Raw genomic sequence first — 24,116 nt, 5'->3', positions numbered from 1 at the left:
CGCGGGATTTACCCGACAGCGCGGTTTTGGGCAATGGGGATTGCTACGTCGCGCGCGGAAGGCAATCTGCCGCGGGGTCACGCGCGCACGGCGGCCATTTTACTCGTCGCGTCGCCTGAAAATCTTATCACGGCCAACGCTATCGAGCAGATCACGCCCCGCTTCCGTTCCGAAATGGGGGCGGTGGGTCAGACCGGGAAGACGGTCGCGCACCTCCGCGGCGAGGTCTTGCGGCAAAACCCCCAAGGTCGCCTCCGAAACCATCAGGCTTTCGCACGGAATGCCTTCGGCATAGATGATCTCGTGGCGGTCAAAGACCAAGGCGTAGTAATCGACATATCCCCCTTCGCGCTGCCAGACGTTCTCGCCGTCCACCAGATGCTTGGCCTGCACCAATGTCTCGGATGTTGTGCCAATTCGGCGCTCGCCACGGCGATATAGGAAGATGCGGTGATGGGGCGAGACGACAAGATCGCCCTCGTTCCCCAAAGTGCCCGATGAGATCACGACCGGCGCGAATGTCCCCAAGGCGCGCAAGGTTGCCTTCGCGACCAGCCGCAGCGGTTGCGGGCCGGAATCGCGGGTTAGAATACGGTCGCCCGCCTGCAAAGATTCGATTGGCCGTTGGGCACCGCCAGCGAGTGTGATCATCGTGCCGGTTGTGAAGGCGACGCATACCAGATCCGCCAACTGCGTCGTGCCGGGATCTTCATGCGCCTCAATCAGCATATAATCGACGCGCGGCGCGATCGGCGACAGGGGCAGGGCAAAGCGATGTCCGCTTGGCTCATGCCGGATCAGCAAGAGATCCACCTTGTCGCTATCGGGGGCCATCATCACATATCTCGCGGTCAGGGTGATTTGGTCGCCCTGCGTGCCGATTTCCGAACCTTCGGCGATGATTTGCTGGCCGTCGGCATTGGTGCTGAGCATCAGGCGAAGCGGGGTCGCATCACGCTCCAACTGGTAGGTATCGCCCGGCTCGCATTCGAACGGGTCTCCCAAAGCATCGCCCTGATTGGCGCCCGAAATCACCCAAATATCCTCCACGTCATAGACATGGGTCGCCTGTGCGGGAGCAGGGGAGATCGGGGTCGGGGCGAATTCGGTGCTCATGGATACTTTCGGGATCAAGGATCCTACCTCCTACGACTGTCTGGGGAGATCGTGGTTCTCTCCCCTTGCGTCAAGTCTTCGGCGGTAAATGGGGCATTTGTTTGAAGATTGGGTGCAAATCGCGGGGCGGACGGCGTGGGATCTATGCTTGGCGGACGGGGCGCGGGCGCGGCACGCAGGCGGGCGATCCGGTCAACGCACTGGGATGGGCAAAGGATGTGCGCGCGAAAATCATATCGGGGAGGCTCGGCAGGCGTGTCGTGATGGATACGCGTTCAACATTAACCCCTTACCGATGAGTTACAAGGCGTCGCGGCATGGTGACGCGCTTGCGTCGCGGGGCGGTGGCTGGTATCGCCAATGTCGACCAAGTAAATTGATCGGATATCGCGATGCCCCTGCGAACCGCCCCCAGCGCCCAGTCCCACGCCCCCGACGAGGCTACAGCGCCCGCCGCGCCTGCGCGGTTGGAGGTGCAGGGATTGATGCGTGAATTCGATGGGCGTTGCGTGGTGGATGATGTGTCCTTCGCGATTCCGGCGGGGCAGGTGACATGTCTTTTGGGGCAATCGGGCTGCGGTAAGTCGACGACGTTGCGGATGATCGCAGGCGTCGACATGCAAGATTCCGGCAAGATTTTCGTCGATGGCAAACTTGTCTGCGACACCGTGTTCCGTATCCCGCCGGAACGTCGGTCTATCGGGTTGATGTTTCAGGATTTCGCCTTGTTTCCGCATCTCAGCGTCGCCGAGAATGTCGCGTTCGGGTTGACGGGGACCAAGGCCGAAAAACGTGCCCGCGTCATGGATCTCCTCAAACGCGTGCACCTTGCGCGCCATATCGACAGCTTCCCGCATGCGCTATCGGGCGGCGAGCAACAGCGCGTCGCCTTGGCGCGGGCCTTGGCGCCCAGCCCGCGTATCCTTTTGATGGATGAACCTTTTTCGGGCCTTGATGAGCGACTGCGCGATGATATCCGCGACGAGACGCTCGCGCTTTTGAAAGAGGAGGGCACAGCCGTCTTGCTCGTCACCCACGAGCCGCATGAGGCGATGCGGATGGCGGATCAAATTCTGCTCATGCGCGGCGGTAAAATCGTGCAGCGCGGCGCGCCCTATAACCTCTATAACGCACCGGTTGATCGTGCCGCGGCGCAGTTCTTCTCGGATGTAAACATCCTCACCTCGACTGTTCAGGGGGCGCTGACCGCCACGCCCTTCGGGGACTTCTTGATGCCGGGCCAGCCCGACGGAACGGAGGTCGAGATTGTGATCCGGCCTCAGCACCTGAAAATCGATTTCGATCGCGCGGGGCGCGGCCCGAACCCGACACCGCAAGACGGCACGGCGGCGCGCGGCGTCGTTCAGCGCGCCCGCTTTATGGGGCGAGAGAGCTTGGTTGAATTCAAGATGGATTTCGACGGATCAACGTTGAAGACCACCGTTCCCAACGTTTTCCTGCCCAAAACCGGAACGCCTATGTGGCTCATGATCCGGCGCGACAGGTGTTTTGTATTCGCAAAGCGGTAAAACTGGCGCGGGACGCCTCGCCCTGCGTGCCGCCCCGTGCGGGCGGGTTACTCTTTCACCCGCGCCATGCGCCCGCCGCGTCGCTTTGACAAGCGCGGCGCTCTTGCCGATAGGTCGTCAAGGATCGCTTGCCGCTCCGCCCGCGCCATCTGGCCCCATGTCGCGATTTCGGGCAGGCTGCGCAAGCACCCCACGCAGAGACCCTCGACCGGATGCATGACGCAAATTTTCACACAAGGGCTTTGCGGCTCGTCGCGTTCCCAAATCGCGGTATTCGTCGTCATATTGCCCTCTTGATATGTGCCAAACGATCCAATGCGCCTTGCAAAATATAGCCCGCGGCGACGTGGTCGATCACCTCTGCGCGACGTTTTCGAGACATATCCGCCTCAAGCATGGCGCGTTCGGCGGCTACCGTCGACAGGCGCTCATCCCAAAAAGTGATCGGCAGAGGCGTGAGCTTTTCCAGATTCCGCGCAAAGGCGCGGGTCGATTGGCAACGCGGTCCTTCCGATCCGTCCATATTTCGGGGCAGACCGAGAACAAGCCCCTTGATCTCGCGCGCCGTCGTGATTTTGAGGAGCTGTGCGACATCCAGCGTGAATTTTTCGCGCCGGATTGTGGAGAGGGGGGTGGCTACCGATCGCATGCTGTCGGAGACGGAGACGCCGATCGTTTTCGTGCCGAGATCCAGCCCGGCGATCGCGCCGAATGCGGGCATGAGCGGCGCGAAATCGTCCATCGTTTCACAGATCATTGCGAGGCTCCTTTAGCAGCTTGATCGAACAAGTCAGCCTGACCGGGATAGGCCGATTTGGCCGATGTAATCGCCGCATCACGGGTTGGAATATCACCCAAAACGGTGAGGGCCGCGATAAGACGTGCCCATTCTTGCGGGTTTCCGCCTTCGGCTTGCAAGCGCGCTGCGAGTTGGTTGACCATGCCTTGCACCATCTCGTCCCGCTCGTCTTGGGTCAGGTCGGATGCGGCGGCGACGGCATCGGCGTCAGGGCCCGGCAAGGGGGCCATGCTCCCCCCGGCGGGCGGCGCGATCGCGGGGGGAGCGATATAGTTGGGCTCGCCCGCAAGCCACGCCAGCTCGTTGATACTGCTGCGAATGGGCGCGATCCACGGCGCGTTTTCCGGCCCTTCTGCGAGCAATTTTGACCACAATGCAAAGCTTTGATCGGGGCGCCCGTTCTGGATCATCATCATGCCCGCGTAAAAGCGTGCGGGGGGATTGTTCGGGTCGAGGTTGAGGGCGTTGAGGAGCGCACCTTCCGCCTCTGGGCTCACGAAACCACCGGCAGAAATAATCATCAGATCGGCCAAGCCTGCGTAATCATCCGCCGTTGGATCGGTATCGGGCGCGGCCTGTTTGGCGGCGATCAGGCGGTCTTGGGCCTGCCATGCTGCGCGATAATTCCCGAGGATTTCTTCATTCTGTGCAAGGAGTTGCAGCCCCTCAATCGCGTCTGGCCGCTGTTCCATGGCTGTGCGCAATTGTGCGACGAGCGCTTCAAGTTCGGGATTTTCGGGCGGTGTCCCACGCGTCTTCGCGGCCTCGCGCTCGGCAGTCTCCTGCGATGGGCGGCTTGCGTAGAGGGCTTGGGCGCTCGCAAGGCGACTGGCGATCGGTTGATCCGCGTATCCGGCCGACCCCAACCGCGCGTAAAGCGCAAAGCTGCCTAAAAGCAGAGCGGCGATCAGGCCGCCTCCCGTCAGCAGGGCCGCGCGCGGAGCGGTGCGCGGACGCGTGGATTTCCGGGCGCTGCGGTCTGCTTCCAGAATGCGGCGCTTGATTTCGGTCCGGCTACGCTCTGCCTCGGCTGGCTGCAAAATCCCCCGCGCGAGATCGCGGTCCACTTCCGCCAATTGCGCGCGGTAAACGCCGAGATCGCTGCGATCGGGGTGAGGCGCATCCCCCTCATCGCGATCCGCGCGCAAGGCACGCAAAGCGGCGAGCGCGAGCGCAGCCGCGATAATCGCTGTGAGGGCAGCAGTGACGATCCAGAAGAGCATATTGGTTCCCGAAGTCAGAGGGCGGATCATTCCGCGCGCGATGCCTATTTAGGGTGGATGGGCGCGCGGCGAAAGGGCGAAGGGGCGCAGGACGAGAGAGGCGGGGCGAATGGTCGCGGGCAAAACCTCCCTTTTTGGCGTAGTTTCAATCCGATGTCGCAATTTTGCTTTTGAATGCCGCATCAATCGGGCTTGGCGGGAGGATCAAGGTCCATCACAAGGGGGTGGGCCGTTTGGCGCGGCTTCCGGATTCGGCTCGCCGATCGGGTAGGGCGCGACGAGCGTAAGAAATTTTTTGCGAAGGAGTGGCGGATGCGGCGCTATTCGATGTTTGCAGTGGCGCGGGAAGCGTTGCGGTTCCATTCCGGTTGGGAGCGCGCTTGGCGCTCGCCTGAGCCGAAAAAACGCTATGATGTGATCGTCGTCGGCGCGGGCGGGCACGGTTTGGCGACGGCCTATTACCTCGGCAAGGTCCACGGTATCCGCAATGTGGCGGTGATTGAAAAGGGCTGGCTCGGCGGCGGCAACACGGGCCGCAACACAACGATCATCCGCTCGAATTACCTGCAAGATCCCTCCGCCGCGATCTACGAAAAAGCGCGCTCATTGTACGAAGATCTGTCGCAAGATCTCAATTACAACGTGATGTTCAGCCCGCGCGGCCTCCTGATGCTGGGCCAGACCGAGCACGAAGTTCGCGGCTATAAACGCACCGTTTACGCCAATAATCTGCAAGGCGTGGAGACCCGCTGGATCGGGCCGGAGGAGGTCAAATCCCTCGTGCCGATCATCAATATCGACGGGCCGCGCTATCCCGTTCTCGGCGCGCTCTATCAAGAACGCGGCGGCACCGCGCGCCATGATGCGGTGGCCTGGGGCTATGCGCGGGCGTGCTCGGATATGGGCATGGACATCATCCAGCAAACCGAAGTGACCGCCGTGCGTACCGAGGGCGGCAAGGTCGTCGGGATTGATACCTCGCGCGGCGCGATTGACTGCGGCAAACTGGCGATGGTGGTGGCGGGGCATTCCTCCGTTCTGGCCGAGAAAGCCGGTTTCCGCCTGCCGATTGAATCGATGGCGTTGCAGGCATGGGTCTCAGAGCCGATCAAACCCTGCATGGATGTGGTGGTCATGGCCAACACCGTCCACGGCTATATGTCGCAATCGGACAAGGGCGAGATGGTGATCGGCGGCGGTACCGACGGGTTCAACAATTACACCCAGCGCGGATCATGGCACCATGTCGAGGAAACCACCCGCGCCCTGATCGAGACCTTCCCGATGATCTCGCGCCTCAAAATGCTGCGCCAATGGGGCGGGATCGTCGATATGACGGGCGACCGCTCGCCGATCCTGTCCAAAACGCCGGTGGACGGCATTTTTGTCAACTGCGGCTGGGGCACCGGCGGGTTCAAAGCGATCCCGGGATCGGGCTTTGCAATGGCCGAACTGATCGCCAAAGGCCACTCGCCGCTCACCGATGAGTTCGGCCTCAACCGCTTCCGCGAGGGCCGCTTCATCGACGAGAGCGTCGCGGCGGGGGTGGCGCATTGATGGCCGGCTTCGTTTCCCTTTCCGGTTGCCCCAAATATCCCGGGGGTGCGGGGGCAGAGCCCCTGCATCGCGCCAAATCCAACGCGATGCGCGGGAACTCTTCGCGCTTATGTGACGTTATCTTTCTGAAACGAATTCAGAAGGATAATCGATCATGGCTGAACCAAACGGCTCCGGCATCAAAAGCTTCATCATCGGCGCGCTCATTGTTATCGTTCTGGGCGGCGGCTGGTACATCTATTCGGGCGGCGATGTGCCCGCGGCGGACGAGCCGGAAATCCAGATCGACCTGCCCAACTAATCTAACTGGTCACGACCTCATGGCGCGGACCTCAACGCAGGAGTCCGCGCCATGCTGACGCTCCAATGCCCGTATTGCGGCGTTCAGACCGACGAGACAGAGCTGACACCGGGCGGTGAGGCGCATTTGAAGCGCTTCGGCCCCGACAGCTCGGATGAGGATTTCGAGGGCTATATGTTCGCCCGTAAAAATCCGAAGGGCGTGCATTTCGAACGCTGGCGCCACGCCTATGGCTGCGGCAAATGGTTCTTAGCCGCGCGCTGCACCGCCACATTGGAAGTGTTCGGGACGTATAAGGCCCAAACCTCTGCCCCCACAGAAGATATTATCAAGGCTGTAAAGGCCAAGCGTCCCGATTGGGAGGGTTTCAAATGAGCACCCGTTTGTCGCAAGGCGGCCGTCTGATCGACCGCACCGAGCCGATGACCTTTCAGTTTAACGGGAAGGCGATGACGGGCTTTAGGGGCGATACGCTGGCCTCGGCGCTTTTGGGCGCGGGGCAAGTGCTCTTGGGGCGGTCGTTCAAGTATCATCGGCCGCGCGGCTTGGTCGGATCGGGCGCGGAGGAGCCAAATGCGCTCTTGATGCTCGGGGAGGGCGCCCGGTTTGAGCCAGACCAACGGGCGACGACGACCGAACTGTTTGAAGGGGCCGTCACGCGCAGCCAGAACCACTGGCCGTCCCTCGAATTCGATATCGGCAGTGTGAATAACCTCTTCGCGAAGTTTCTTCCTGCGGGATTCTACTACAAAACGTTCATGTTCCCGCGCTTTGCTTGGAAACATCTGTTCGAGCCGGTCGTGCGTCATTCGGCGGGGCTCGGCGCTGCGCCGACTCAAGCGGATGCCGACCGGTACGAGCAGGCTTATGATTTTTGCGATGTGCTGATTGCGGGTGGCGGGGTTGCGGGTCTGCTCGCGGCGCTCAAAGCGGGCCGCGAGGGCAAGCGCGTGATCGTACTGGAACAAACGCCGCATTGGGGCGGCCGCGCGCCGGTAGACGGCGGGCAGGTGGACGGGGCGGAAGTCTCGGATTGGATCAAGACCGCGCTGGAAACTCTCACATCTATGCCGAATGTGTCGTTGCGCAAGCGCACCATGGCGGCAGGCGTGCATGATCATGGCTATGTTATCGGGTATCAATCGGTTGCAGATCACGCGCCGCTTTCCGATGCGCCGCGCCACCGCCTGTGGCGCATCCGCGCGCGTGAGATCATCACCGCGACCGGCGCGATCGAGCGGCCCTTGTCCTTTGCGGGCAATGATATTCCGGGCGTGATGCTGGCGGGGGCGGTGCGTGATTACATCGTGAATTTCGCGGTGGCGCCGGGACAGAAAATCGTTGTCGTCACCAATAATGACGATGCTTATCGCACAGCATTGGTCGCGTTGGATGCGGGGCTTTCGGTGGCCGCCGTGCTGGATGCGCGGCCCACCGCCACCGGCGAATTGCCCGATCTGGTACGGGCGCGCGGAGTTCGCGTGTTACCCGATCACGCGATTGCGAAGGTTAAGGGGGGCAAAGCGGTCACCTCCGTTGCGATCTGCCGGCAAGAGGGCGATGGCACGGTGCATGACGAGATTGCCTGCGATTGCGTGGCGATGTCGGGCGGTTGGTCGCCGGTCGTCCACCTGTGGTCGCATACCGGCGGCAAGCTGGTGTGGGACGAGGCGCGCGCGATGTTCCGCCCCGATGCGGCCCGGCCGCCGCTGGGCGATAAGGGGCAAGCGATGGTCCGCGCGGTCGGTGCGGCGAATGGCGCGATGACCTTGGATGAGATCGGCGCGGAGGCGGGCATTGGCGCGGCCTCGGCGGTGGAAACCCCGATGGCGGCGGTCTGGTCGATGCCTGCGCGCGCGCCCGAGGCGCTGCGGGCAAAAGCGTTCTTAGATTATCAGAACGATGTGAAAGTCTCAGACGTGCAACTGGCCGCGCGCGAAGGCTATGAAAGCGTGGAACACACCAAGCGCTACACCACGCTTGGCATGGCCACGGATCAGGGAAAGCTGTCCAATATCAACGGCTTGGCGGTTCTCTCCGATGCGCTGGGCCAGCCGATCCCCGCAACCGGCACCACCACATTCCGCCCGCCCTACACGCCGATTTCCTTCGGCGCGATCACCGGCGAAGCCCGCGGCGAGGTTTTCCAACCGCTGCGCCGCACCCCGATCCATGGCTGGCACGAAACTCAGGGCGCGCATTGGGAGCCGGTCGGCCTCTGGCGCCGCCCCTATACCTATCCCAAATCGGGCGAGAGCCACCGCGATGCCGTCAACCGCGAGATCGTGAACACGCGGACCAATGTCGGGCTGTTGGATGCCTCCACTTTGGGCAAAATCCTCGTGAAAGGCCCCGATGCGGGCCGGTTCCTCGACATGATGTACACCAATATGATGTCCAATCTGGCGGTGGGCAAATGCCGCTACGGGCTGATGTGTTCGGAAAACGGGTTCCTGTCGGATGACGGGGTTGTGGTGCGGATGTCGGAGGATAGCTGGCTGTGTCACACCACATCTGGCGGCGCGGACCGGATCCATGCGCATATGGAGGATTGGCTGCAATGCGAATGGTGGGATTGGAAGGTCTACACCGCCAATCTGACCGAACAATACGCGCAGATCGCAGTGGTCGGCCCCAAGGCGCGGATGCTGCTCGAGGCGCTCGGCGGGATGGATGTCAGCAAAGAGGCGCTGCCGTTCATGACCTTCGCGGAAGGCCAAATCGGCGGGTTTGATGCGCGGGTGTTCCGGATCTCGTTCTCGGGCGAACTCAGCTACGAAATCGCCGTTCCCGCCTCGCAGGGCCTCGCATTCTGGGAGGCGCTTCATGCGGCGGGGCAGGCGTTTGGCGTCATGCCCTACGGCACCGAGGCGCTCCACGTCATGCGCGCGGAGAAGGGCTTCATCATGATCGGCGACGAATCTGATGGCACCGTGATCCCGCAGGATCTCGGCCTGTCATGGGCGATTTCCAAGAAGAAAACCGATTTCCTTGGCAAACGCGCGCAGGAGCGCAGCTTCATGGCGAGCGCGGATCGCTGGCAACTTGTCGGGCTTGAGACGCTCGATGGATCGGTGCTGCCGGACGGGGTTTATGCGGTGGAGGAGGGCTTTAACGCCAACGGCCAGCGCAAAGTGCAAGGCCGCGTCACCTCGACCTATTACTCGCCGATGCTGAAAAAGGGGATCGCGATGGGTCTTGTGCGGCAAGGGCCAAGCCGGATGGGCGAAGTGCTTGATTTCCCCGGCGATAACGGCGCGGTCCACAAGGCGCGAATTGTCGATCAGGTGTTCTATGACAAAGCAGGGGAGAAGGCCGATGTCTAAATCCGTATCGGCTCTTGAGGGTCAAAGCTACACTGGGTTCGCGGATGTCGCGGAGCTTGGCCTTTGCGGAATGGTCGCGATCCGGTGTGATTTGTCGTCCAAAACACTCGCTAAAGCGCTGACCGTTGCCGGGCTTTGTGTGCCCGACACGCGACAGATCGCGCTGGGCGCGGAGGGTTCTACGGCATGGATGGGGCCAGACGAGCTGTTGATCATGTGCGATTACGCCCAAGCGGCGGCGTTGCAGGGCAAGCTGGCGAACGCATTGGCGGCGGAACACGCGTTGGTCACCAATGTTTCCGACGCGCGCGCCGTGTTCCGCGTATCGGGGGAGAAAGCGGATCAGGTGATCCAGAAGCTCTGCCCCGTTGATCTTGCCGCGCTGAAGACTGGAGAGATCCGGCGCACGCGTGCGGCGCAGGTCGCGGTGGCGCTGTGGCGCTCCTCGCAAGACGAGATTACGCTGATCTCGTTCCGATCTGTTGCGGGCTACGTGATGGGGCTTCTTGAACTCTCGTCGCGCAAGGGCGGTGAAATCGCATAAACGTAATATGTGCAAAGCCTTAGCGGCGAAGGGTCGGCATGGTTTTGCCGCGAAAAGATGAAAATCGGGCTTTGCCCTTGACCTGCCGCGCCTGCGCCCTTCTATAGAGTGCAGAACAGGACCTTCAACCTAAGGACATTTCAAATGGCTTTCGAACTTCCCGATCTCCCTTACGCTCATGACGCCCTTGCCGCCCATGGCATGTCGGCCGAGACGTTTGAATATCACCACGACATCCACCACAAAGCCTATGTCGACAACGGCAACAAGCTGATTGCTGGCACCGAGTGGGAAGGCAAATCGGTTGAGGACATCATCAAAGGCACCTACGCGGCCGATGCTGTTGCGCAAAACGGCATTTTCAACAACGCATCCCAACACTGGAACCACACCCAGTTTTGGGAAATGATGGGCCCGAACGGCAACGCGATGCCGTCCGAGTTGGAAAAAGCGATCACCGAGTTGTTCGGCTCTGTCGCGAAATTCAAGGATGACTTCGCTGCTGCGGGCGCAGGCCAGTTCGGCTCGGGCTGGGCATGGTTGGTGAAAGACACTGACGGCGCGCTGAAAGTTACCAAAACCGAGAATGGGGTGAACCCGCTTTGCTTCGGTCAGACGGCTCTCTTGGGCTGCGATGTTTGGGAACACTCCTACTACATCGACTTCCGCAACAAGCGCCCTGCCTACCTCACGAACTTCCTCGACAAGCTCGTAAACTGGGAAAACGTGGCATCGCGCCTCTAATTTCCCTCAACATGACCTTGAAAAGGCCGCGCCGAGAAGGTGCGGCCTTTTTTATGGTCGGCATTGCTTCTCACGTCGCGCGCGCGGGCCGTTGACGGTGTCATGGCCGTGTGTAGGGTGACGCTATGACATTCACATCCTCACTCACCCGTTCGCCCTTGCCCTATGATATCGACCGCGCGCGCGAGGTCGAGGAGCAGTTCCGCGATCTTCCCGATGCACTGCGTGAGCTTATCGCGAATAGCGCTTCGGCGAGCCCGTATTTCTACGATCTGATCACGCGCGAGGCCGATTGGTTGCGCGGCGCGCTGGTGAAAGAGCCGGATGCCGTGATCGCGGAACTGCTGGCGGCGGTGCGGGATTTGGCACTTGGCGATCTGGTCGCGGGGCTGCGCGCCGCCAAGCGGCGTGTTGCCATCTACGCGGGGCTTGCCGATTTGGGCGGGGTTTGGTCCTTGATGGAGGTCACCGGCGCGCTCACGCAGCTTGCGGATGCGGCCGTCCACGCCTGTCTCACGCGGTTGGTCGCGGATGAAATCCGGCGCGGCAAGCTGCCCGGCGCCACACCCGAAGACGCCGATCGCGCGGGGGGCATGGTGGCTTTGGCGATGGGCAAGATGGGGGCGGGTGAGTTGAATTACTCCTCTGACATCGACCTCATTTGCCTCTACGACGAAACCCAATTCGCGCCGGATGATCGGAACGAGGCCCGCGCGGCCTTTATCCGCGTGACGCGGAAAATGGCGCAGATCATGAATGACACGAGCTCTGGCGGATATGTGTTCCGGACGGATTTGCGGCTGCGGCCGGACGCCAGCGTGACGCCAGTGTGCATTTCCATGGCCTCGGCCGAACTTTACTACGAGGCGGAAGGCCGGACATGGGAGCGCGCGGCCTATATCAAAGCGCGTCCCTGCGCGGGGGATCTGGCGGCGGGGGAGCGTTTCCTCATGACGCTCAAACCGTTCGTCTGGCGCAAACATCTGGATTTTGCGGCGATTTAAGATGCCCACGATATGCGTCTTCGTATCCGTGATCATAAGGGCCTCAACGGCAAGATCACGGTCGCGGGCCATCATATGAAGTTGGGGCAGGGTGGCATTCGCGAGATCGAGTTTTTCACTCAAACGCGGCAGTTGATCGCCGGAGGGCGCGATGAAAGCCTGCGAGACCGCACGACACTCGGTGGTTTGGCGCAGCTTGCAAAACAAGGATGGGTTCCGCCCGAGATCGCGCAGGAGCTGAGCGCGCATTACATCGCGCATCGCGAAGTCGAGCATCGCATCCAGATGGTGCATGACGCCCAGACCCATCTCGTGCCCACGACGCAAGACGGAATGGACCGCCTCGCGCGGATGATGGGTGCGCCCGACACGCAAGAATGGGCGGCGCAGATCAAGGCGCGCCTTGAGCGGGTGGAGGAATTAACGGGCGGTTTCTTCCAGCCGGGTCAGGCCCAACCGCGCCCCGAACTTTCCGAGGCACAAGAAGCATTGGTCGAAGGGTGGCGCGGTTTGCCGGCCCTGCGATCGGCGCGCGCGGCGGAGGTGTTTGGCCGTGTCGAGCCCGAAATCCTGACGCGGATGATGCGTGCGGCCAACCCTGACGAGGCGTTGTTGCAATTTGATCGGTTTCTGGCGGGGCTTCCTGCGGGGGTACAGGTGTTTTCCCTTTTTGAGGCCAATCCACAACTCATTGATCTGATCGTCGATATTTGCGGCACGGCCCCCGCACTATCGCATTATCTATCGCGCAATGCGGCCGTTTTGGACGGTGTTTTGGGCGGCAGTTTCTTTGCGCCTTGGCCTGAGTTGGCGGTGTTGCAAAGCGAGCTTTCTGCCAAGCTTGAAGCGGCATCCGATTACGAGGCGAAGCTCGATCTTGCGCGGCGCTGGCAGAAGGAATGGCATTTCCGCGTGGGGGTGCATCATCTGCGCGGGCTGATTGACGCGCAAGAGGCCGCCAAGCAATATTCCGATCTTGCGGATGCGACGATCCGCGCGCTTTGGCCTGTCGTGCGGGCAGAGTTCTCGCGCAGGCATGGCGCGTGCCCCGGGCGCGGCGCGGCGGTGATCGGGATGGGCTCCTTGGGGGCGGAACGCCTCAATGCGGCCTCTGATCTCGATTTGATCGTGATCTATGACGCGCAGGGCGACGAGGAATCGGACGGCGCCAAGCCATTGCCTGCGCGCACCTATTTCGCCCGATTGACGCAGGCTTTGGTCACGGCGCTTTCGGCACAGATGCCGGAGGGGCGGCTCTACGAGGTGGATATGCGATTGCGCCCATCGGGGCGAAAGGGGCCCGTCGCGACAAGTTTCGAGAGTTTCCGTAGCTATCAATTAACCGAAGCGTGGACGTGGGAGCATCTCGCCTTAACGCGCGCACGGGTGATTGCGGGGCCGGATGCTTTGGCGGCGGATATCGAGGCGGTACGATGCGAGGTGCTGGCGGCAAAGGGCCGCGCGCCCAATGTGATGACCGAATTGGGCGAGATGCGCGCGCGGATTTTCGCGGCAAAGCCCGTGGACGGCGCGTGGGAGGCCAAGCTCGGCGCGGGACGGATGCAGGATATTGAATTGCTGGCACAGAGCTTCGCCTTGCGCAGCGGTGCCCCCGCCCGCAAGATGGAGGCGCAGTTGCGCCTTGGTGCGAAGGGTATGTTTGTGTCCAAATCCGAGGAGGCGGCGCTGGCGTCGGCCTACCGGTTCTTCTGGCGTTTGCAAGCGAGCGGACGGCTTTTGACGGAAAACCCGATTGATATGGATGCAATCGGAGAGGGGGCGCGGGCGTTTTTACTGCGTGAAACGGGATGTGAGACACTCAAAGATTTGTCGGCGCGCCTTCAAGAGACAACCGCGCAGATTAACGAGATTGTCGAGCGCAGCTTGGCCGGTTAACGATGCCGAAGGGCGGATCAAAAGTTGGGATATGCGATTATGGATATGACGGTGGCGGATCCAAAAGGGTTGATCCGCGAAAGCTACAAAATCGAGGGTATTACGGCCGAGGAATGCCGGTCGATCTTCGTGGATTGGGCGCTGAGCCTGCCCGAAGGCGTGGAGAGCGTCGCCGCCATGCGTGCGGCCCTTGCGCAATACGGTGCGGATGCAGACCATCCGATGAGTAAGATGCTGACCGAAGGGATGACGGCAGGGACGATGGTGCCGCAGCGTCGCGGGGGGCGCGCGGCGAAATTCGCGAGCTAACGTTGACCCCATCTGGGGCAAGGATTGACGACAAAAAAAACAGGCCGCTTGCAGATGCGAGCGGCCTGTTGGTTTCGGCGGGGTTCCTTGCGGCGTCCCCAAGTCGTTTTCGTGCGGTCAGGCTTTCAGCGCCGCGACCGCTTCTGCCGCGAGCCGCTCAATGCCGGCCCAGTCGCCCGCCTGCACCAAAGCATCCGGCGCGACCCACGATCCGCCAACGCAAAGGGTATTGGCGAGTGAGAGATAGTCCGGTGCGTTCTTCAAGCTGACGCCGCCCGTGGGGCAGAAGGAAACCTGTGGCAAAGGCGCGCCGATCGCTTTGAGGGCAGGGGCCCCGCCATTGGCTTCGGCAGGGAAGAACTTTTGGACCGTGTAGCCGCGCTCCAACAGATACATGACTTCGGTGGAGGTTGCCGCGCCTGGCAAGAGCGCAAGCCCTTCATCCTCGCAGGCCTTCAAAAGCGTGTCGGTGACGCCGGGCGACACGCCAAATTTCGCGCCCGCCGCCTTGGCCGCTTTCACATCCGCAGGGGTCAGCAACGTGCCGGCGCCAACAACGCCGCCCTCGACATCAGCCATCGCGCGGATCGCCTCCAGCGCGCAAGGCGTGCGCAGCGTGACTTCCAGCGCAGGCAGGCCGCCTGCGATCAGGGCTTTCGCCATGGGCACCGCATGGGCGACATCGCGGATCACGATGACCGGCACGACAGGCGCCAAAAGGCAGATCTCACGGGCGGCGGCGGATTGTTGGGTCGGGGTCATTGTCTCTCCAGTTATGCAAAGCGCAAAACGCGCGGGCAAAATAGGCCCCGCGGCGCAGAGATGCGCTGGGCGTTTGCCCGCGCTGTTCTCTCTCGCCGCAGGGCGAAACCTTAAACGACGACGGCCGCGCCCTCAGTTGCGTTGCCGACGGAACGGCGGAACATCTCGAACATTTCGCGCCCCATGCCGTGGCCGTTGGCCGACAAATCGGCCGTGACGGGGGTGCGGGTGGCGAAATCTGATTCGAGGCATTCTAGAATGCCAGTTGCCGCGTCGAGCCGCACCATATCGCCATCGCGCAGACGCGCAAGGGGGCCACCCTTGGCCGCTTCGGGCGAGACGTGGATGGCGGCAGGGACTTTACCCGATGCACCTGACATCCGCCCGTCTGTCACAAGCGCGACCTTCAGTCCGCGATCTTGTAACACGGTGAGTTGCGGCGTGAGCGAGTGCAGTTCGGGCATTCCGTTGGCGGAAGGGCCTTGGAAGCGCACGACCACGATCGTGTCAGACGTGAATTCCCCCGCTTGGAAGGCCGTTTTGACGTCCTTTTGATCGTGGAATACGCGTACGGGGGCCTCGATCACATGGCGTTCGGGCGCAACGGCGGAGATTTTGATAACGCCGCGGCCCAGATTGCCCTCAAGCTGTTTCAGCCCGCCGTTCTTGGCAAAGCCCGTCGCGGTGGGGCGCAGGATTTTGTCGTTCAGTGTCTCTTGCGCGCCCTCGACCCACTCGAGCTTGCCGTCGATCAGCTTCGGCTCTTGGGTGTAGTCACCAAGGTTATTGCCGCCAACAGTCAAGGCGTCCGCGTGCAAAAGCCCGCTGCCGATCAGTTCGCGGATCATGAATTGCAAACCGCCTGCGGCATGGAAGTGGTTCACATCGGCCAGCCCGTTCGGATAGACTTTTGCCATCAACGGGACGACATCGGAGATCGCGTCGAAGTCTTCCAGATCCAGCTCGATACCCGCAGCCATCGCCATCGCTGGCAGGTGCAAGACAAGGTTGGTCGACCCGCCCGTTGCCATCAAGCCGACAAGCCCGTTTACGAAGGCGCGCTCATCAAGCACGTGGCCTGCGGGACGGAAATCATTCCCCAACGCGGTAATCTCGGCGGCGCGACGCGCGCCTTGCAATGTCAACGCATCGCGCAGCGGGGTGTTGGGGTTCACAAACGAGCTGCCTGGGAGGTGGAGGCCCATAAATTCCATCAGCATCTGGTTGGTGTTGGCGGTGCCATAGAATGTGCAGGTGCCCGGCCCGTGGTAGGAGGCCATCTCGGCGGCCATGAGTTCTTCGCGGCCGATCTCGCCGGTTGCGTATTTCTGGCGGACCTTGCCCTTTTCATCGTTGGGCAAGCCCGAAGTCATCGGCCCCGCAGGCAAGAACACCGCAGGAATATGGCCGAACGTCGCCGCCGCCATCACAAGGCCCGGCACGATTTTATCGCAAACGCCGAGGTAAAGCGCCGCGTCGAACGTGTTGTGCGACAGCGCGACACCGGCGGCCAGCGCAATCACATCGCGCGAGAATAGCGACAACTCCATGCCCGCTTGGCCTTGCGTGACCCCGTCACACATCGCCGGAACGCCGCCCGCAACCTGCGCCGTCGCGCCGATTTCGCGCAACGCGGCTTTGATCTGGTCGGGGTAGGTCGCGTAGGGCTGATGCGCGGAAAGCATATCGTTATAGGCGGTGACGATGCCGATATTGGGCGCGCGTTCGGCAACGAGCGCATCCTTGTCTTGCCCCATCGCGGCATAGGCGTGGGCTTGGTTGCCGCACGCCAGATGCCCGCGGGCGGGGCCTTTGTTGGCTGCGCTATCGACGCGCGCGAGGTAATCGCTGCGCCGGGCTTGTGAGCGTGCACGGATTTTATCGGTCACGCGGTCGATTGCGGAGTTCAGGGGCGTATGTGTCATCGGGGCCTCGATGTTTCTATGTATGACATGCAGAGCCGATTTCTCGGTCGCTTGGAAGACGCGCATCGGCACTATGTGGCCACGTCTTGGGCGCGGCGATCAAGGGCCGTAAGCGTCAAAGGATTAATTTCGGACGCGGGCTGGTGGGCCGATCGTCAATGTTGCTCGGCGCAACAGATTTGCGAGCGGTCACCGGATTTGCCGCGACTATACTCCGTTAGCGCTAACGGATCAATCCTAAACCGCGTTCACCTGAACCGCGCAGGATATCGCCCCGGGATGAGGCCAGACCTGAGGGACTGGCGTCTCACATCATTGGCGAGAGGGTCGCGCGAAGCGATACATCTTATGCGTGTGCGGCTTTGGCCCCAGACGCTTTTTCGATGCTAAGTCTACGTAAGGTAAGCGGAATTACCCCTTTAGCGGCGCGGTTTCGGCGCTTTTTTGACATGTTTCACCACAAAAACTGCTCACATATTAATGACGTTGCGGGGAAACGCCCCGTGACATGTGCTGTTACCAACCGAAAGGTTCTCCCCATGTCTATGTTCCCTCTCCCGAAACTGCGTTTGATATGTGGCGGCGCTGCGATCTTGCTGATGGCGGCCTGTGGCGGTGGCGATCTCGCGACCCGAGCGGCCTCCGACCCTGCGCTATTTGCGGCGGGATCGGGAGCGATTGCTGTCGATTATGCCGTGAAGGACATTAATGTGACCGTGCCCGAGCACCTGAAAGTATCGGAAGCGAACATGTATTATCCCATCGCGGATATCGTGTGGCGTGGCGATCCCCGCGGTGACCGGTATGCGCAGGTTGATGCGATCCTGACCGACGCGTTCAAAAGCGCGACATCGGGCATGAAAGCGGGCGTGCCGGTGACGATCGAGGCGGAGGTGGTACGGTTCCATGCTCTGACCGAAAAGACGCGCTACATGATGGGCGGGACGTTTAGCACGAAGTTTATGATGACGGTGCGCGATGCGCGCACGGGGGCGATCATTGACGGACCGCGCTTGGTTGTCGATGACACGAAAGCGGCAGGGGGCGAGCTGGCCTTGCAAGAAGAAGCGCGGGGCCTGACGCAAAAAATCGTCGTGACTCAGGCGCTTGCGGCGCGGATCGCGATGGAATTGCGCCGCCCTGCGGTTGTGAGCGCGCCCCAAGGCGAGGCTATGGCAGGGCTTTGATCCGCATAGGCTTGTAGGCCGCCGATGCGGTGCGGCTTTGCAAGTGCGCTTAAAGCGGATAGAGGGGGCGCAACACGCCCCCTTTTTTCTATGCCCGAGGCCGCCATGACCGATACTCCGCATCTCCCCGACACCGATGATCAGCAACCTGCCTCGCGCCACGGCTTGCCCGTCGTCCGCCTGCGGCCAAAGGCCGAAGCGCGCGCAATCCGCCACGGGTTCCCATGGGTTTATGCCGATGAGCTGGTGACAGATCGCCGGACGGGCAAGCTGGCTGCGGGCGCTTTTGCGGTGTTGGAAGATGCCGACCGCCGAGAAATGGGCTTGGTCACGGTCAACACGGCGTCCAAGATTATTTGCCGGATGATGGATCGCGACGTGATGGCGACAATCGACGCCAATTGGATCGCGGCGCGGCTGACCAAAGCCCTGGCGATGCGCGAGCGGCTGTATGACGCGCCGTTCTACCGTCTGGTTCATGCCGAGGCGGATGGTTTGCCGGGGGTGATTATCGACCGGTTCGGGGATACGGCCGTCGTGCAGCCCAACGCTGCATGGTCGGAGACTGCGATCGACGCGATTGTTGACGCGCTCAAATCCGTCACCGGGGTCACGACCGTGATCAAAAACGGCTCGGGCCGCGCGCGCACCTTGGAGGGGCTGCCGGAAGAGACCAGCGTCTTGTGCGGCGGCGTCGATGCGCCGATTGCCGTTCCGATGAACGGCGCTGTTTATATGGCGGATGTCGTTGGCGGCCAAAAAACCGGCCTGTTCTTCGATCAACGCCCGAACCACGCCTTTGCGGCAACGCTGTCGAAGGGGGCGAGGGTCCTTGACGTCTTTAGCCATGTCGGTGGCTTTGGCTTGGCGGCTTTGGCAGGCGGGGCGGTTCATGCGACGGCGGTGGACGGGTCCGCACCTGCGCTGGAACTGGCGACGCAAGGTGCTGCGGCGATGGGGCGCTCGGATGATTTCGAGATCCGTCAAGGCGATGCGTTCGCAGTGATGGAGGCCTTGGCCGAGGAGGGCGCGCAGTTTGACGTGGTCGTTTGTGATCCGCCCGCTTTCGCACCCGCGAAACCTGCGCTGCAGGCGGGGTTGCGGGCGTATGAGCGTGTCGCGCGCCTCGCGGCAAGCTTGGTCGCGCCCGGCGGATATCTGGTCTTGTGCTCATGTTCTCACGCGGCAGATCTGAGCAGCTTCCGAAATGCCTCCGCGCGCGGGATTGGCCGTGGCGGTCGCCGTTCGCAGCTGATCTACACCGGTCAAGCGGGGCCTGACCATCCGATGCTGCCGCAGCTGGCGGAAAGCGGCTATCTGAAGGCGCTGGCCTTCCGCCTCGACTGAAGGCAGGTGCGATGAAACTGTTGCTCGACGCTTGTGTTCTTTATCCGACGGTTTTGCGTGAGATCCTGATCGGATGCGCGCGGGAGGGGCTTTACACACCTCTCTGGTCTGAACGGATTTTGGAAGAATGGGCGCGGGCAACAGTCAAGCTGGGGCCGCAGGCCGAGGTTTTTGCGCGCGGTGAGGTTGCCATGTTGCGCGCGGCCTTCCCGCAGGCGTCGGTGGCACCCCATGCGGGGTTGGAGGCGCGCCTCCACCTCCCCGATGAAAACGATATTCACGTTTTGGCGGCGGCGATTTCCGGCGGGGCGGATGCGATCGTGACCTTTAACGCCTGCGATTTCCCGCGCGGCGCCTTGGCGCAAGAAGGGCTGGAGCGGCGTGACCCTGACGGACTTCTTTGGGAGCTTTGGTCCGGCGCACCTGAGGCGGTCGCACGGGTTTGCGAGGCTGTGCGATCTGAGGCGGAGCGCCTGTCAGGCGCACCACAACCGATGCGCAGCCTGCTGAAGCGCGCGAAACTCCCACGGCTTGCAAAAGCCCTCACGCAGTAACCCTCATCACATCCCGCGCCACCGTTTCCCCCGCAGGCTGAGCCATAGGAAACCGCCAGACGATGCATGGCGCCTCTGGTTGCATCCTCGCGACGGTGCTAGACTTTTCTCCGAAAACTGGATAAACCGCGCCCGTTAGCGCTAACGAAGTAATGGATCAAGGAGTTGCATAATGGTCTCGCGCGTCATTCCCGTGGATGAATTTGACCTCGTAATCTTCGGGGCGACAGGCGATCTTGCGCGCCGTAAGATCCTTCCCGGCCTCTATCGCCGGTTTTTGGCAGGGCAGATGCCCGAAAACGCCCGCATTATCGGCGCCGCACGGTCCGAAATGGATGACGCGGGCTTCAAAACGCTCGTGCGCGAGGCGATTGATGAATTCGTTGACAAGAGCAAGCGCGACGCCGAGCAGATCGACTCTTTCGTCTCGCGGCTCGCATATGTGCCGATCGATGCGACCGGCGAGGGCGGTTGGGATAGCCTGAAACAGCTCGTGCGCCAAGATGTTGTACAGGCATTCTACTTCTCGGTTGCGCCGTCGCTCTTTGGTGCCTTGGCCGAGCGCTTGCACTCCAACAACATCGCAAATTCGCTCGCGCGGATCGTCGTCGAGAAGCCCTTCGGGCGCGATCTTGCGACGGCCAAGGCCCTCAATGCGACGTTGGCCGAGCATTTCCACGAGACGCAGATCTACCGGATTGACCATTATCTCGGTAAGGAAACCGTGCAAAACCTGATGGCGGTGCGCTTTGCGAATATCCTGTTCGAGCCGCTTTGGAATAGCCAGTATATCGACCACGTCCAAATCACTGTCGCGGAAACCGTCGGGGTTGGCGGGCGCGGGGCCTATTATGATCGCTCCGGCGCGATGCGCGATATGGTGCAAAACCACCTGATGCAGCTTTTGTGCCTGATTGCGATGGAACCGCCGTATCACTTTGATCCGAATGCGGTGCGCGATGAGAAGCTGAAAGTGATTCGCGCTTTGCAGCCTGTTCCCGCCGATGACATCGTGCGCGGCCAGTATCTTGGGCACAAGCGTTCCGACGGGACGGGCGTGCCTGGGTTTGTTGAGGATGCCGAAAACCCGACGACCAAAACCGAAAGCTATATCGCGATGAAGGCAGAAATCGCGAACTGGCGTTGGAAGGGCACACCTTTCTACCTTCGCACAGGCAAAAAGCTGCGGGCGCGGACATCCGAGATCGCGATCACGTTTAAAGAGCCTCCCCATTCGATTTTCGACGCTGCCGAAGGCTGGCGCGAGAATGTTTTGGTCATCCGGTTGCAACCTAACGAGGGTATGAACCTCAAGGTGATGATCAAGGAACCAGGGCCGGGCGGGATGCGTTTGGTGCAAGTGCCGCTGGATATGTCCTTCGCGGAAGCGCTGGGCGAAGGGGGGACGGATATCCCCGACGCGTATGAGCGCCTGATCATGGATGTGATCCGCGGCGATCAGACCTTGTTCATGCGCGGCGATGAGGTTGAGGCGGCTTGGGAATGGGCCGATCCAATCATCAATGGTTGGGAAACACGCGGCGACAAACCGCAGGGCTACGACGCAGGCACATCCGGGCCGGAAGATGCGTTGATGCTGATGCACCGTGACGGGCGCCGCTGGCGGGAGATTAAGGAATGAATTTCGAGATTTACCAAGATCGCGAAGCTCTGATGATGCGGCTTGCCGATCAAATCGCAAGCCAGTTGGGGCAAGCCCTGCGTGCCCGTGGCAAAGCGGTGCTGAGCGTTCCGGGTGGCACAACGCCCGGCCCGGTGTTTGATCTGCTCAGCGAGGTCGACCTCGATTGGGGATCGGTTTACGTGATGCTCAACGACGAGCGTTGGGTGGATGAAAGCTCCGAGCGTTCCAATACCGCCCTGCTGCGTCGCCGCTTGTTGCGCGGCAAGGCGCGCGCGGCGCATCTGGTGCCGCTCTATGCGCCCGCAGATCAGCCGGAAGATCAGCTGGAAGCCTTGTCGAAGGGGATCGAGCCGCATCTCCCGATCGATGTTTTGCTGTTGGGCATGGGCGCGGATATGCACACCGCCTCCTTGTTCCCGGAGGCCGATCAACTGGCCCAAGCGCTTGCCGATGACGCGCCCGTTTTGATGGCGCTACGGTCGGAGGCCGCGGGTGAGCCGCGCATCACTTTGACCGCCCGCGTGCTCAAGGATGCGATGAACACGCATGTTCTGATCATTGGGCAGCAAAAGCGCGACGCGTTGGAGCGTGCGAAAACCTTGACACCGATGGAGGCCCCGGTGGCCTGTATCCTTCCCCACGCAACCGTTCACTGGGCCGAGTAAATGCAAAACATCTTTGACGATCTGATCGCCTACCAAAAGACCGTTGCCGACCGTTCCATTCTTGACTTGTTCGAAAACGATAAGCGGGCTGGGGGTTTCACCGCCGAGGCCGGTGGTTTTGTGTTCGATTACTCCAAGACCAACATGGACGAGCGCGCCCGTGAGCTGCTCCTTGGCTTGCTGGAAACCCAAGGCGTCGCCGCGAAACGCGACGCGATGTTCAGCGGTCAGCCGATCAATGAAACGGAAGGCCGTGCGGTGCTTCACGTTGCGCTGCGGGATTTGGACCGTGAGATCCTTGTGGAGGGGGTCAACGTGGTTGCGGAGGTTCGCGCGACGCTCGACCGGATGGAGGCCTTCGCGGAGGATCTGCGCGCCGGGCGTTACACGGGGCAGGGCGGCAAAATCACCGATATCGTGAATATCGGCATTGGCGGATCTGATCTTGGGCCGGCGATGGCAACAATCGCCATGGCGCCGTTCCATGACGGGCCGCGCTGTCACTTCGTTTCGAACGTCGATGGCGCGCATATCGCGGATGTTCTCAAAGGTCTGAACCCGCAAACCACGTTGGTCATCGTCGCATCCAAGACCTTCACGACGATCGAGACGATGACGAACGCGGAAACCGCGCGCGCGTGGATGGCGAAAGACGTCGCCGATCCGGCCAAGCAATTCGCCGCGCTCTCGACATCGGCAGATAAGACATCCGCCTTCGGGATCGATGCGAGCCGCGTGTTCGGGTTTGAGGATTGGGTCGGCGGGCGCTATTCGATGTGGGGGCCGATCGGCCTTTCGCTGATGATCGCCATGGGTGCAGATAATTTCCGCGCGTTCCTGAAGGGCGCTGCGGATATGGATGCGCATTTCATCTCTGCCGATTGGGCGGAAAACCTGCCCGCGCTCCTTGCCCTGACGGGCATCTGGCACAACCAGATTTGTGGTTACACGACTCGCGCCGTGCTGCCTTACGAGCAACGCCTCGCGCGCCTGCCGGCCTATCTCCAGCAGTTGGAGATGGAGAGTAACGGTAAGCGTGTTTCGATGGACGGCGGCGATTTGCCCTACCATTCCGGCCCTGTCGTCTGGGGCGAGCCGGGCACGAATGGCCAACATGCCTTCTATCAACTGATCCACCAAGGGACACGCGTCATTCCGTGCGAGTTCCTCGTCGGCCTGCGCGGTTTCGAGCCGGACTTGGCCCATCAGCATTTGCTCCTCGTCGCCAATTGTCTCGCGCAATCCGAGGCGCTGATGGTGGGCCGCTCGCTGGCTGAGGCGACACAGATCATGCGTTCGAAGGGTCTCGAGGGCGACGAATGCGACCGTCAGGCCCGTCACCGCGTCTTCCCGGGGAACCGCCCGTCCACGACGCTGGTGTATGATCAACTGACCCCGCATGTGCTTGGCGGGATCGTGGCTCTCTATGAACACCGTGTCTTCGTCGAGGGCGCGATTTTGGGGATCAATAGCTACGATCAATGGGGCGTGGAGTTGGGCAAGGAACTGGCCTTGGCCCTGTCACCCGTCTTGGAAGGTGCGGCGGAGGGCGCGGGCAAAGACCCATCGACCTTGTCACTTGCGGCGCGCTTCAAAGCCGCCAACGCCTGATTGTCTGTCGGCTGATCTATGAGCAAAAAGGGGGCCTTCGTGCCCCCTTTTTTGATGTCAAAGCGTGTGAAC

20 protein-coding genes and 1 pseudogene are annotated in these 24,116 nt (G+C 61.6%); 15 read left to right on the top strand and 6 right to left on the bottom strand.

Annotated features, from left to right (window positions below; all coding sequences use genetic code 11):
• Positions 1-99: 99 nt before the first annotated feature.
• Positions 100-1,116 carry a Hint domain-containing protein gene (locus SJY32_RS08925; RefSeq protein WP_376874003.1) on the bottom strand — a complete coding sequence of 339 codons (1,017 nt, stop codon included), beginning with the start codon at positions 1,114-1,116 and terminating at the stop codon, positions 100-102.
• 392 nt (positions 1,117-1,508) lie between these two features.
• Between SJY32_RS08925 and SJY32_RS08920 the strand changes: the two genes are divergently transcribed.
• Positions 1,509-2,645, top strand: a complete 1,137-nt coding sequence (locus SJY32_RS08920) for an ABC transporter ATP-binding protein (RefSeq protein WP_376874001.1) — start codon at positions 1,509-1,511, stop codon at positions 2,643-2,645.
• 47 nt (positions 2,646-2,692) lie between these two features.
• Here the strand turns inward: SJY32_RS08920 and SJY32_RS08915 are convergent, their stop codons facing one another.
• Genes SJY32_RS08915 through ccmI form a run of 3 tightly spaced genes read right to left on the bottom strand, consistent with a single transcriptional unit; the run spans position 2,693 to position 4,667 of the window.
• Positions 2,693-2,929 carry a DUF1289 domain-containing protein gene (locus SJY32_RS08915; protein ID WP_376873999.1) on the bottom strand — a complete coding sequence of 79 codons (237 nt, stop codon included), beginning with the start codon at positions 2,927-2,929 and terminating at the stop codon, positions 2,693-2,695.
• Positions 2,926-3,402 (bottom strand): Holliday junction resolvase RuvX, encoded by a 477-nt coding sequence (ruvX, locus tag SJY32_RS08910; RefSeq protein WP_376873997.1) that lies wholly within the window; start codon positions 3,400-3,402, stop codon positions 2,926-2,928. The genes SJY32_RS08915 and ruvX overlap by 4 nt, the downstream gene beginning before the upstream one ends.
• Positions 3,399-4,667 carry a c-type cytochrome biogenesis protein CcmI gene (gene ccmI / locus SJY32_RS08905; RefSeq protein ID WP_376873995.1) on the bottom strand — a complete coding sequence of 423 codons (1,269 nt, stop codon included), beginning with the start codon at positions 4,665-4,667 and terminating at the stop codon, positions 3,399-3,401. Before ccmI ends, ruvX begins: the two co-directional genes overlap by 4 nt.
• A 312-nt stretch (positions 4,668-4,979) precedes the next feature.
• Here ccmI and SJY32_RS08900 point away from each other — a divergent pair, with 312 nt between their 5' ends.
• The 8 genes and pseudogenes from SJY32_RS08900 (at position 4,980) to SJY32_RS08865 (ending at position 14,348) form a co-directional block, all read left to right on the top strand.
• Positions 4,980-6,224: a sarcosine oxidase subunit beta family protein gene (locus SJY32_RS08900; RefSeq protein ID WP_376873993.1), complete on the top strand. Its 1,245-nt coding sequence runs from the start codon at positions 4,980-4,982 to the stop codon at positions 6,222-6,224.
• Between the two features lie 154 nt (positions 6,225-6,378).
• Entirely contained in the window at positions 6,379-6,525 is a 147-nt protein-coding gene (locus SJY32_RS08895) for a hypothetical protein (protein WP_376873991.1), read from the top strand.
• A 51-nt stretch (positions 6,526-6,576) separates the two neighbouring features.
• Entirely contained in the window at positions 6,577-6,900 is a 324-nt protein-coding gene (locus SJY32_RS08890) for a sarcosine oxidase subunit delta (RefSeq protein WP_376873989.1), read from the top strand.
• A complete protein-coding gene (locus tag SJY32_RS08885) occupies positions 6,897-9,851 on the top strand; it encodes a sarcosine oxidase subunit alpha family protein (protein WP_376873987.1) in 2,955 nt (984 codons plus the stop codon). Before SJY32_RS08890 ends, SJY32_RS08885 begins: the two co-directional genes overlap by 4 nt.
• A complete protein-coding gene (locus SJY32_RS08880; RefSeq protein ID WP_376873985.1) occupies positions 9,844-10,395 on the top strand; it encodes a sarcosine oxidase subunit gamma in 552 nt (183 codons plus the stop codon). Before SJY32_RS08885 ends, SJY32_RS08880 begins: the two co-directional genes overlap by 8 nt.
• A 144-nt stretch (positions 10,396-10,539) precedes the next feature.
• A complete protein-coding gene (locus tag SJY32_RS08875; protein ID WP_376873983.1) occupies positions 10,540-11,139 on the top strand; it encodes a superoxide dismutase in 600 nt (199 codons plus the stop codon).
• A gap of 125 nt (positions 11,140-11,264) precedes the next feature.
• Positions 11,265-14,039, top strand: a pseudogene (locus SJY32_RS08870) (glutamine-synthetase adenylyltransferase).
• 39 nt (positions 14,040-14,078) lie between these two features.
• Entirely contained in the window at positions 14,079-14,348 is a 270-nt protein-coding gene (locus tag SJY32_RS08865; protein ID WP_376877653.1) for a hypothetical protein, read from the top strand.
• A 117-nt stretch (positions 14,349-14,465) separates the two neighbouring features.
• On the opposite strand, the gene eda is transcribed toward SJY32_RS08865, so the two are convergent.
• Together eda and edd are read right to left on the bottom strand one after the other, a co-directional pair.
• Positions 14,466-15,110: a bifunctional 4-hydroxy-2-oxoglutarate aldolase/2-dehydro-3-deoxy-phosphogluconate aldolase gene (eda, locus tag SJY32_RS08860; protein WP_376873981.1), complete on the bottom strand. Its 645-nt coding sequence runs from the start codon at positions 15,108-15,110 to the stop codon at positions 14,466-14,468.
• Between the two features lie 110 nt (positions 15,111-15,220).
• Positions 15,221-17,035 carry a phosphogluconate dehydratase gene (edd, locus tag SJY32_RS08855; protein ID WP_376873979.1) on the bottom strand — a complete coding sequence of 605 codons (1,815 nt, stop codon included), beginning with the start codon at positions 17,033-17,035 and terminating at the stop codon, positions 15,221-15,223.
• A gap of 539 nt (positions 17,036-17,574) precedes the next feature.
• On the opposite strand from edd, the gene SJY32_RS08850 reads away from it, so the two are divergent.
• From SJY32_RS08850 to pgi, 6 genes are all read left to right on the top strand, one after another.
• Positions 17,575-18,222: a DUF6778 family protein gene (locus tag SJY32_RS08850; RefSeq protein WP_376873977.1), complete on the top strand. Its 648-nt coding sequence runs from the start codon at positions 17,575-17,577 to the stop codon at positions 18,220-18,222.
• Between the two features lie 105 nt (positions 18,223-18,327).
• Positions 18,328-19,569 (top strand): RSP_2647 family RNA methyltransferase, encoded by a 1,242-nt coding sequence (locus SJY32_RS08845; RefSeq protein WP_376873975.1) that lies wholly within the window; start codon positions 18,328-18,330, stop codon positions 19,567-19,569.
• Positions 19,570-19,580: 11 nt separating this feature from the next.
• Positions 19,581-20,123: an RSP_2648 family PIN domain-containing protein gene (locus tag SJY32_RS08840; protein ID WP_376873973.1), complete on the top strand. Its 543-nt coding sequence runs from the start codon at positions 19,581-19,583 to the stop codon at positions 20,121-20,123.
• Positions 20,124-20,295: 172 nt separating this feature from the next.
• Positions 20,296-21,765, top strand: coding sequence for a glucose-6-phosphate dehydrogenase (gene zwf / locus SJY32_RS08835; RefSeq protein ID WP_376873971.1), 1,470 nt, complete (start codon positions 20,296-20,298; stop codon positions 21,763-21,765).
• Positions 21,762-22,433: a 6-phosphogluconolactonase gene (pgl, locus tag SJY32_RS08830; protein ID WP_376873969.1), complete on the top strand. Its 672-nt coding sequence runs from the start codon at positions 21,762-21,764 to the stop codon at positions 22,431-22,433. Before zwf ends, pgl begins: the two co-directional genes overlap by 4 nt.
• A complete protein-coding gene (pgi, locus tag SJY32_RS08825; RefSeq protein ID WP_376873967.1) occupies positions 22,434-24,044 on the top strand; it encodes a glucose-6-phosphate isomerase in 1,611 nt (536 codons plus the stop codon).
• The last annotated feature ends 72 nt before the right edge of the window (positions 24,045-24,116 follow it).

This window comes from Albirhodobacter sp. R86504, assembly GCF_042466415.1.
Taxonomy (GTDB): domain Bacteria; phylum Pseudomonadota; class Alphaproteobacteria; order Rhodobacterales; family Rhodobacteraceae; genus Albirhodobacter.
Note: the sequence above shows the minus strand (reverse complement) of the source record. Positions and strands in the feature narration are given on the sequence as shown.

Coding starts and splice junctions, on each gene's coding strand:
- SJY32_RS08925 (WP_376874003.1), bottom strand. CDS start 1,116: ATGAGCACCGAATTCGCCCCGACCCCGATCTCCCCTGCTCCCGCACAG.
- SJY32_RS08920 (WP_376874001.1), top strand. CDS start 1,509: ATGCCCCTGCGAACCGCCCCCAGCGCCCAGTCCCACGCCCCCGACGAG.
- SJY32_RS08895 (WP_376873991.1), top strand. CDS start 6,379: ATGGCTGAACCAAACGGCTCCGGCATCAAAAGCTTCATCATCGGCGCG.
- SJY32_RS08875 (WP_376873983.1), top strand. CDS start 10,540: ATGGCTTTCGAACTTCCCGATCTCCCTTACGCTCATGACGCCCTTGCC.
- SJY32_RS08885 (WP_376873987.1), top strand. CDS start 6,897: ATGAGCACCCGTTTGTCGCAAGGCGGCCGTCTGATCGACCGCACCGAG.
- SJY32_RS08890 (WP_376873989.1), top strand. CDS start 6,577: ATGCTGACGCTCCAATGCCCGTATTGCGGCGTTCAGACCGACGAGACA.
- zwf (WP_376873971.1), top strand. CDS start 20,296: ATGGTCTCGCGCGTCATTCCCGTGGATGAATTTGACCTCGTAATCTTC.
- pgl (WP_376873969.1), top strand. CDS start 21,762: ATGAATTTCGAGATTTACCAAGATCGCGAAGCTCTGATGATGCGGCTT.
- pgi (WP_376873967.1), top strand. CDS start 22,434: ATGCAAAACATCTTTGACGATCTGATCGCCTACCAAAAGACCGTTGCC.
- SJY32_RS08900 (WP_376873993.1), top strand. CDS start 4,980: ATGCGGCGCTATTCGATGTTTGCAGTGGCGCGGGAAGCGTTGCGGTTC.
- eda (WP_376873981.1), bottom strand. CDS start 15,110: ATGACCCCGACCCAACAATCCGCCGCCGCCCGTGAGATCTGCCTTTTG.
- SJY32_RS08915 (WP_376873999.1), bottom strand. CDS start 2,929: ATGACGACGAATACCGCGATTTGGGAACGCGACGAGCCGCAAAGCCCT.
- SJY32_RS08840 (WP_376873973.1), top strand. CDS start 19,581: ATGAAACTGTTGCTCGACGCTTGTGTTCTTTATCCGACGGTTTTGCGT.
- edd (WP_376873979.1), bottom strand. CDS start 17,035: ATGACACATACGCCCCTGAACTCCGCAATCGACCGCGTGACCGATAAA.
- ruvX (WP_376873997.1), bottom strand. CDS start 3,402: ATGATCTGTGAAACGATGGACGATTTCGCGCCGCTCATGCCCGCATTC.
- SJY32_RS08845 (WP_376873975.1), top strand. CDS start 18,328: ATGACCGATACTCCGCATCTCCCCGACACCGATGATCAGCAACCTGCC.
- SJY32_RS08880 (WP_376873985.1), top strand. CDS start 9,844: ATGTCTAAATCCGTATCGGCTCTTGAGGGTCAAAGCTACACTGGGTTC.
- SJY32_RS08850 (WP_376873977.1), top strand. CDS start 17,575: ATGTCTATGTTCCCTCTCCCGAAACTGCGTTTGATATGTGGCGGCGCT.
- ccmI (WP_376873995.1), bottom strand. CDS start 4,667: ATGCTCTTCTGGATCGTCACTGCTGCCCTCACAGCGATTATCGCGGCT.
- SJY32_RS08865 (WP_376877653.1), top strand. CDS start 14,079: ATGGATATGACGGTGGCGGATCCAAAAGGGTTGATCCGCGAAAGCTAC.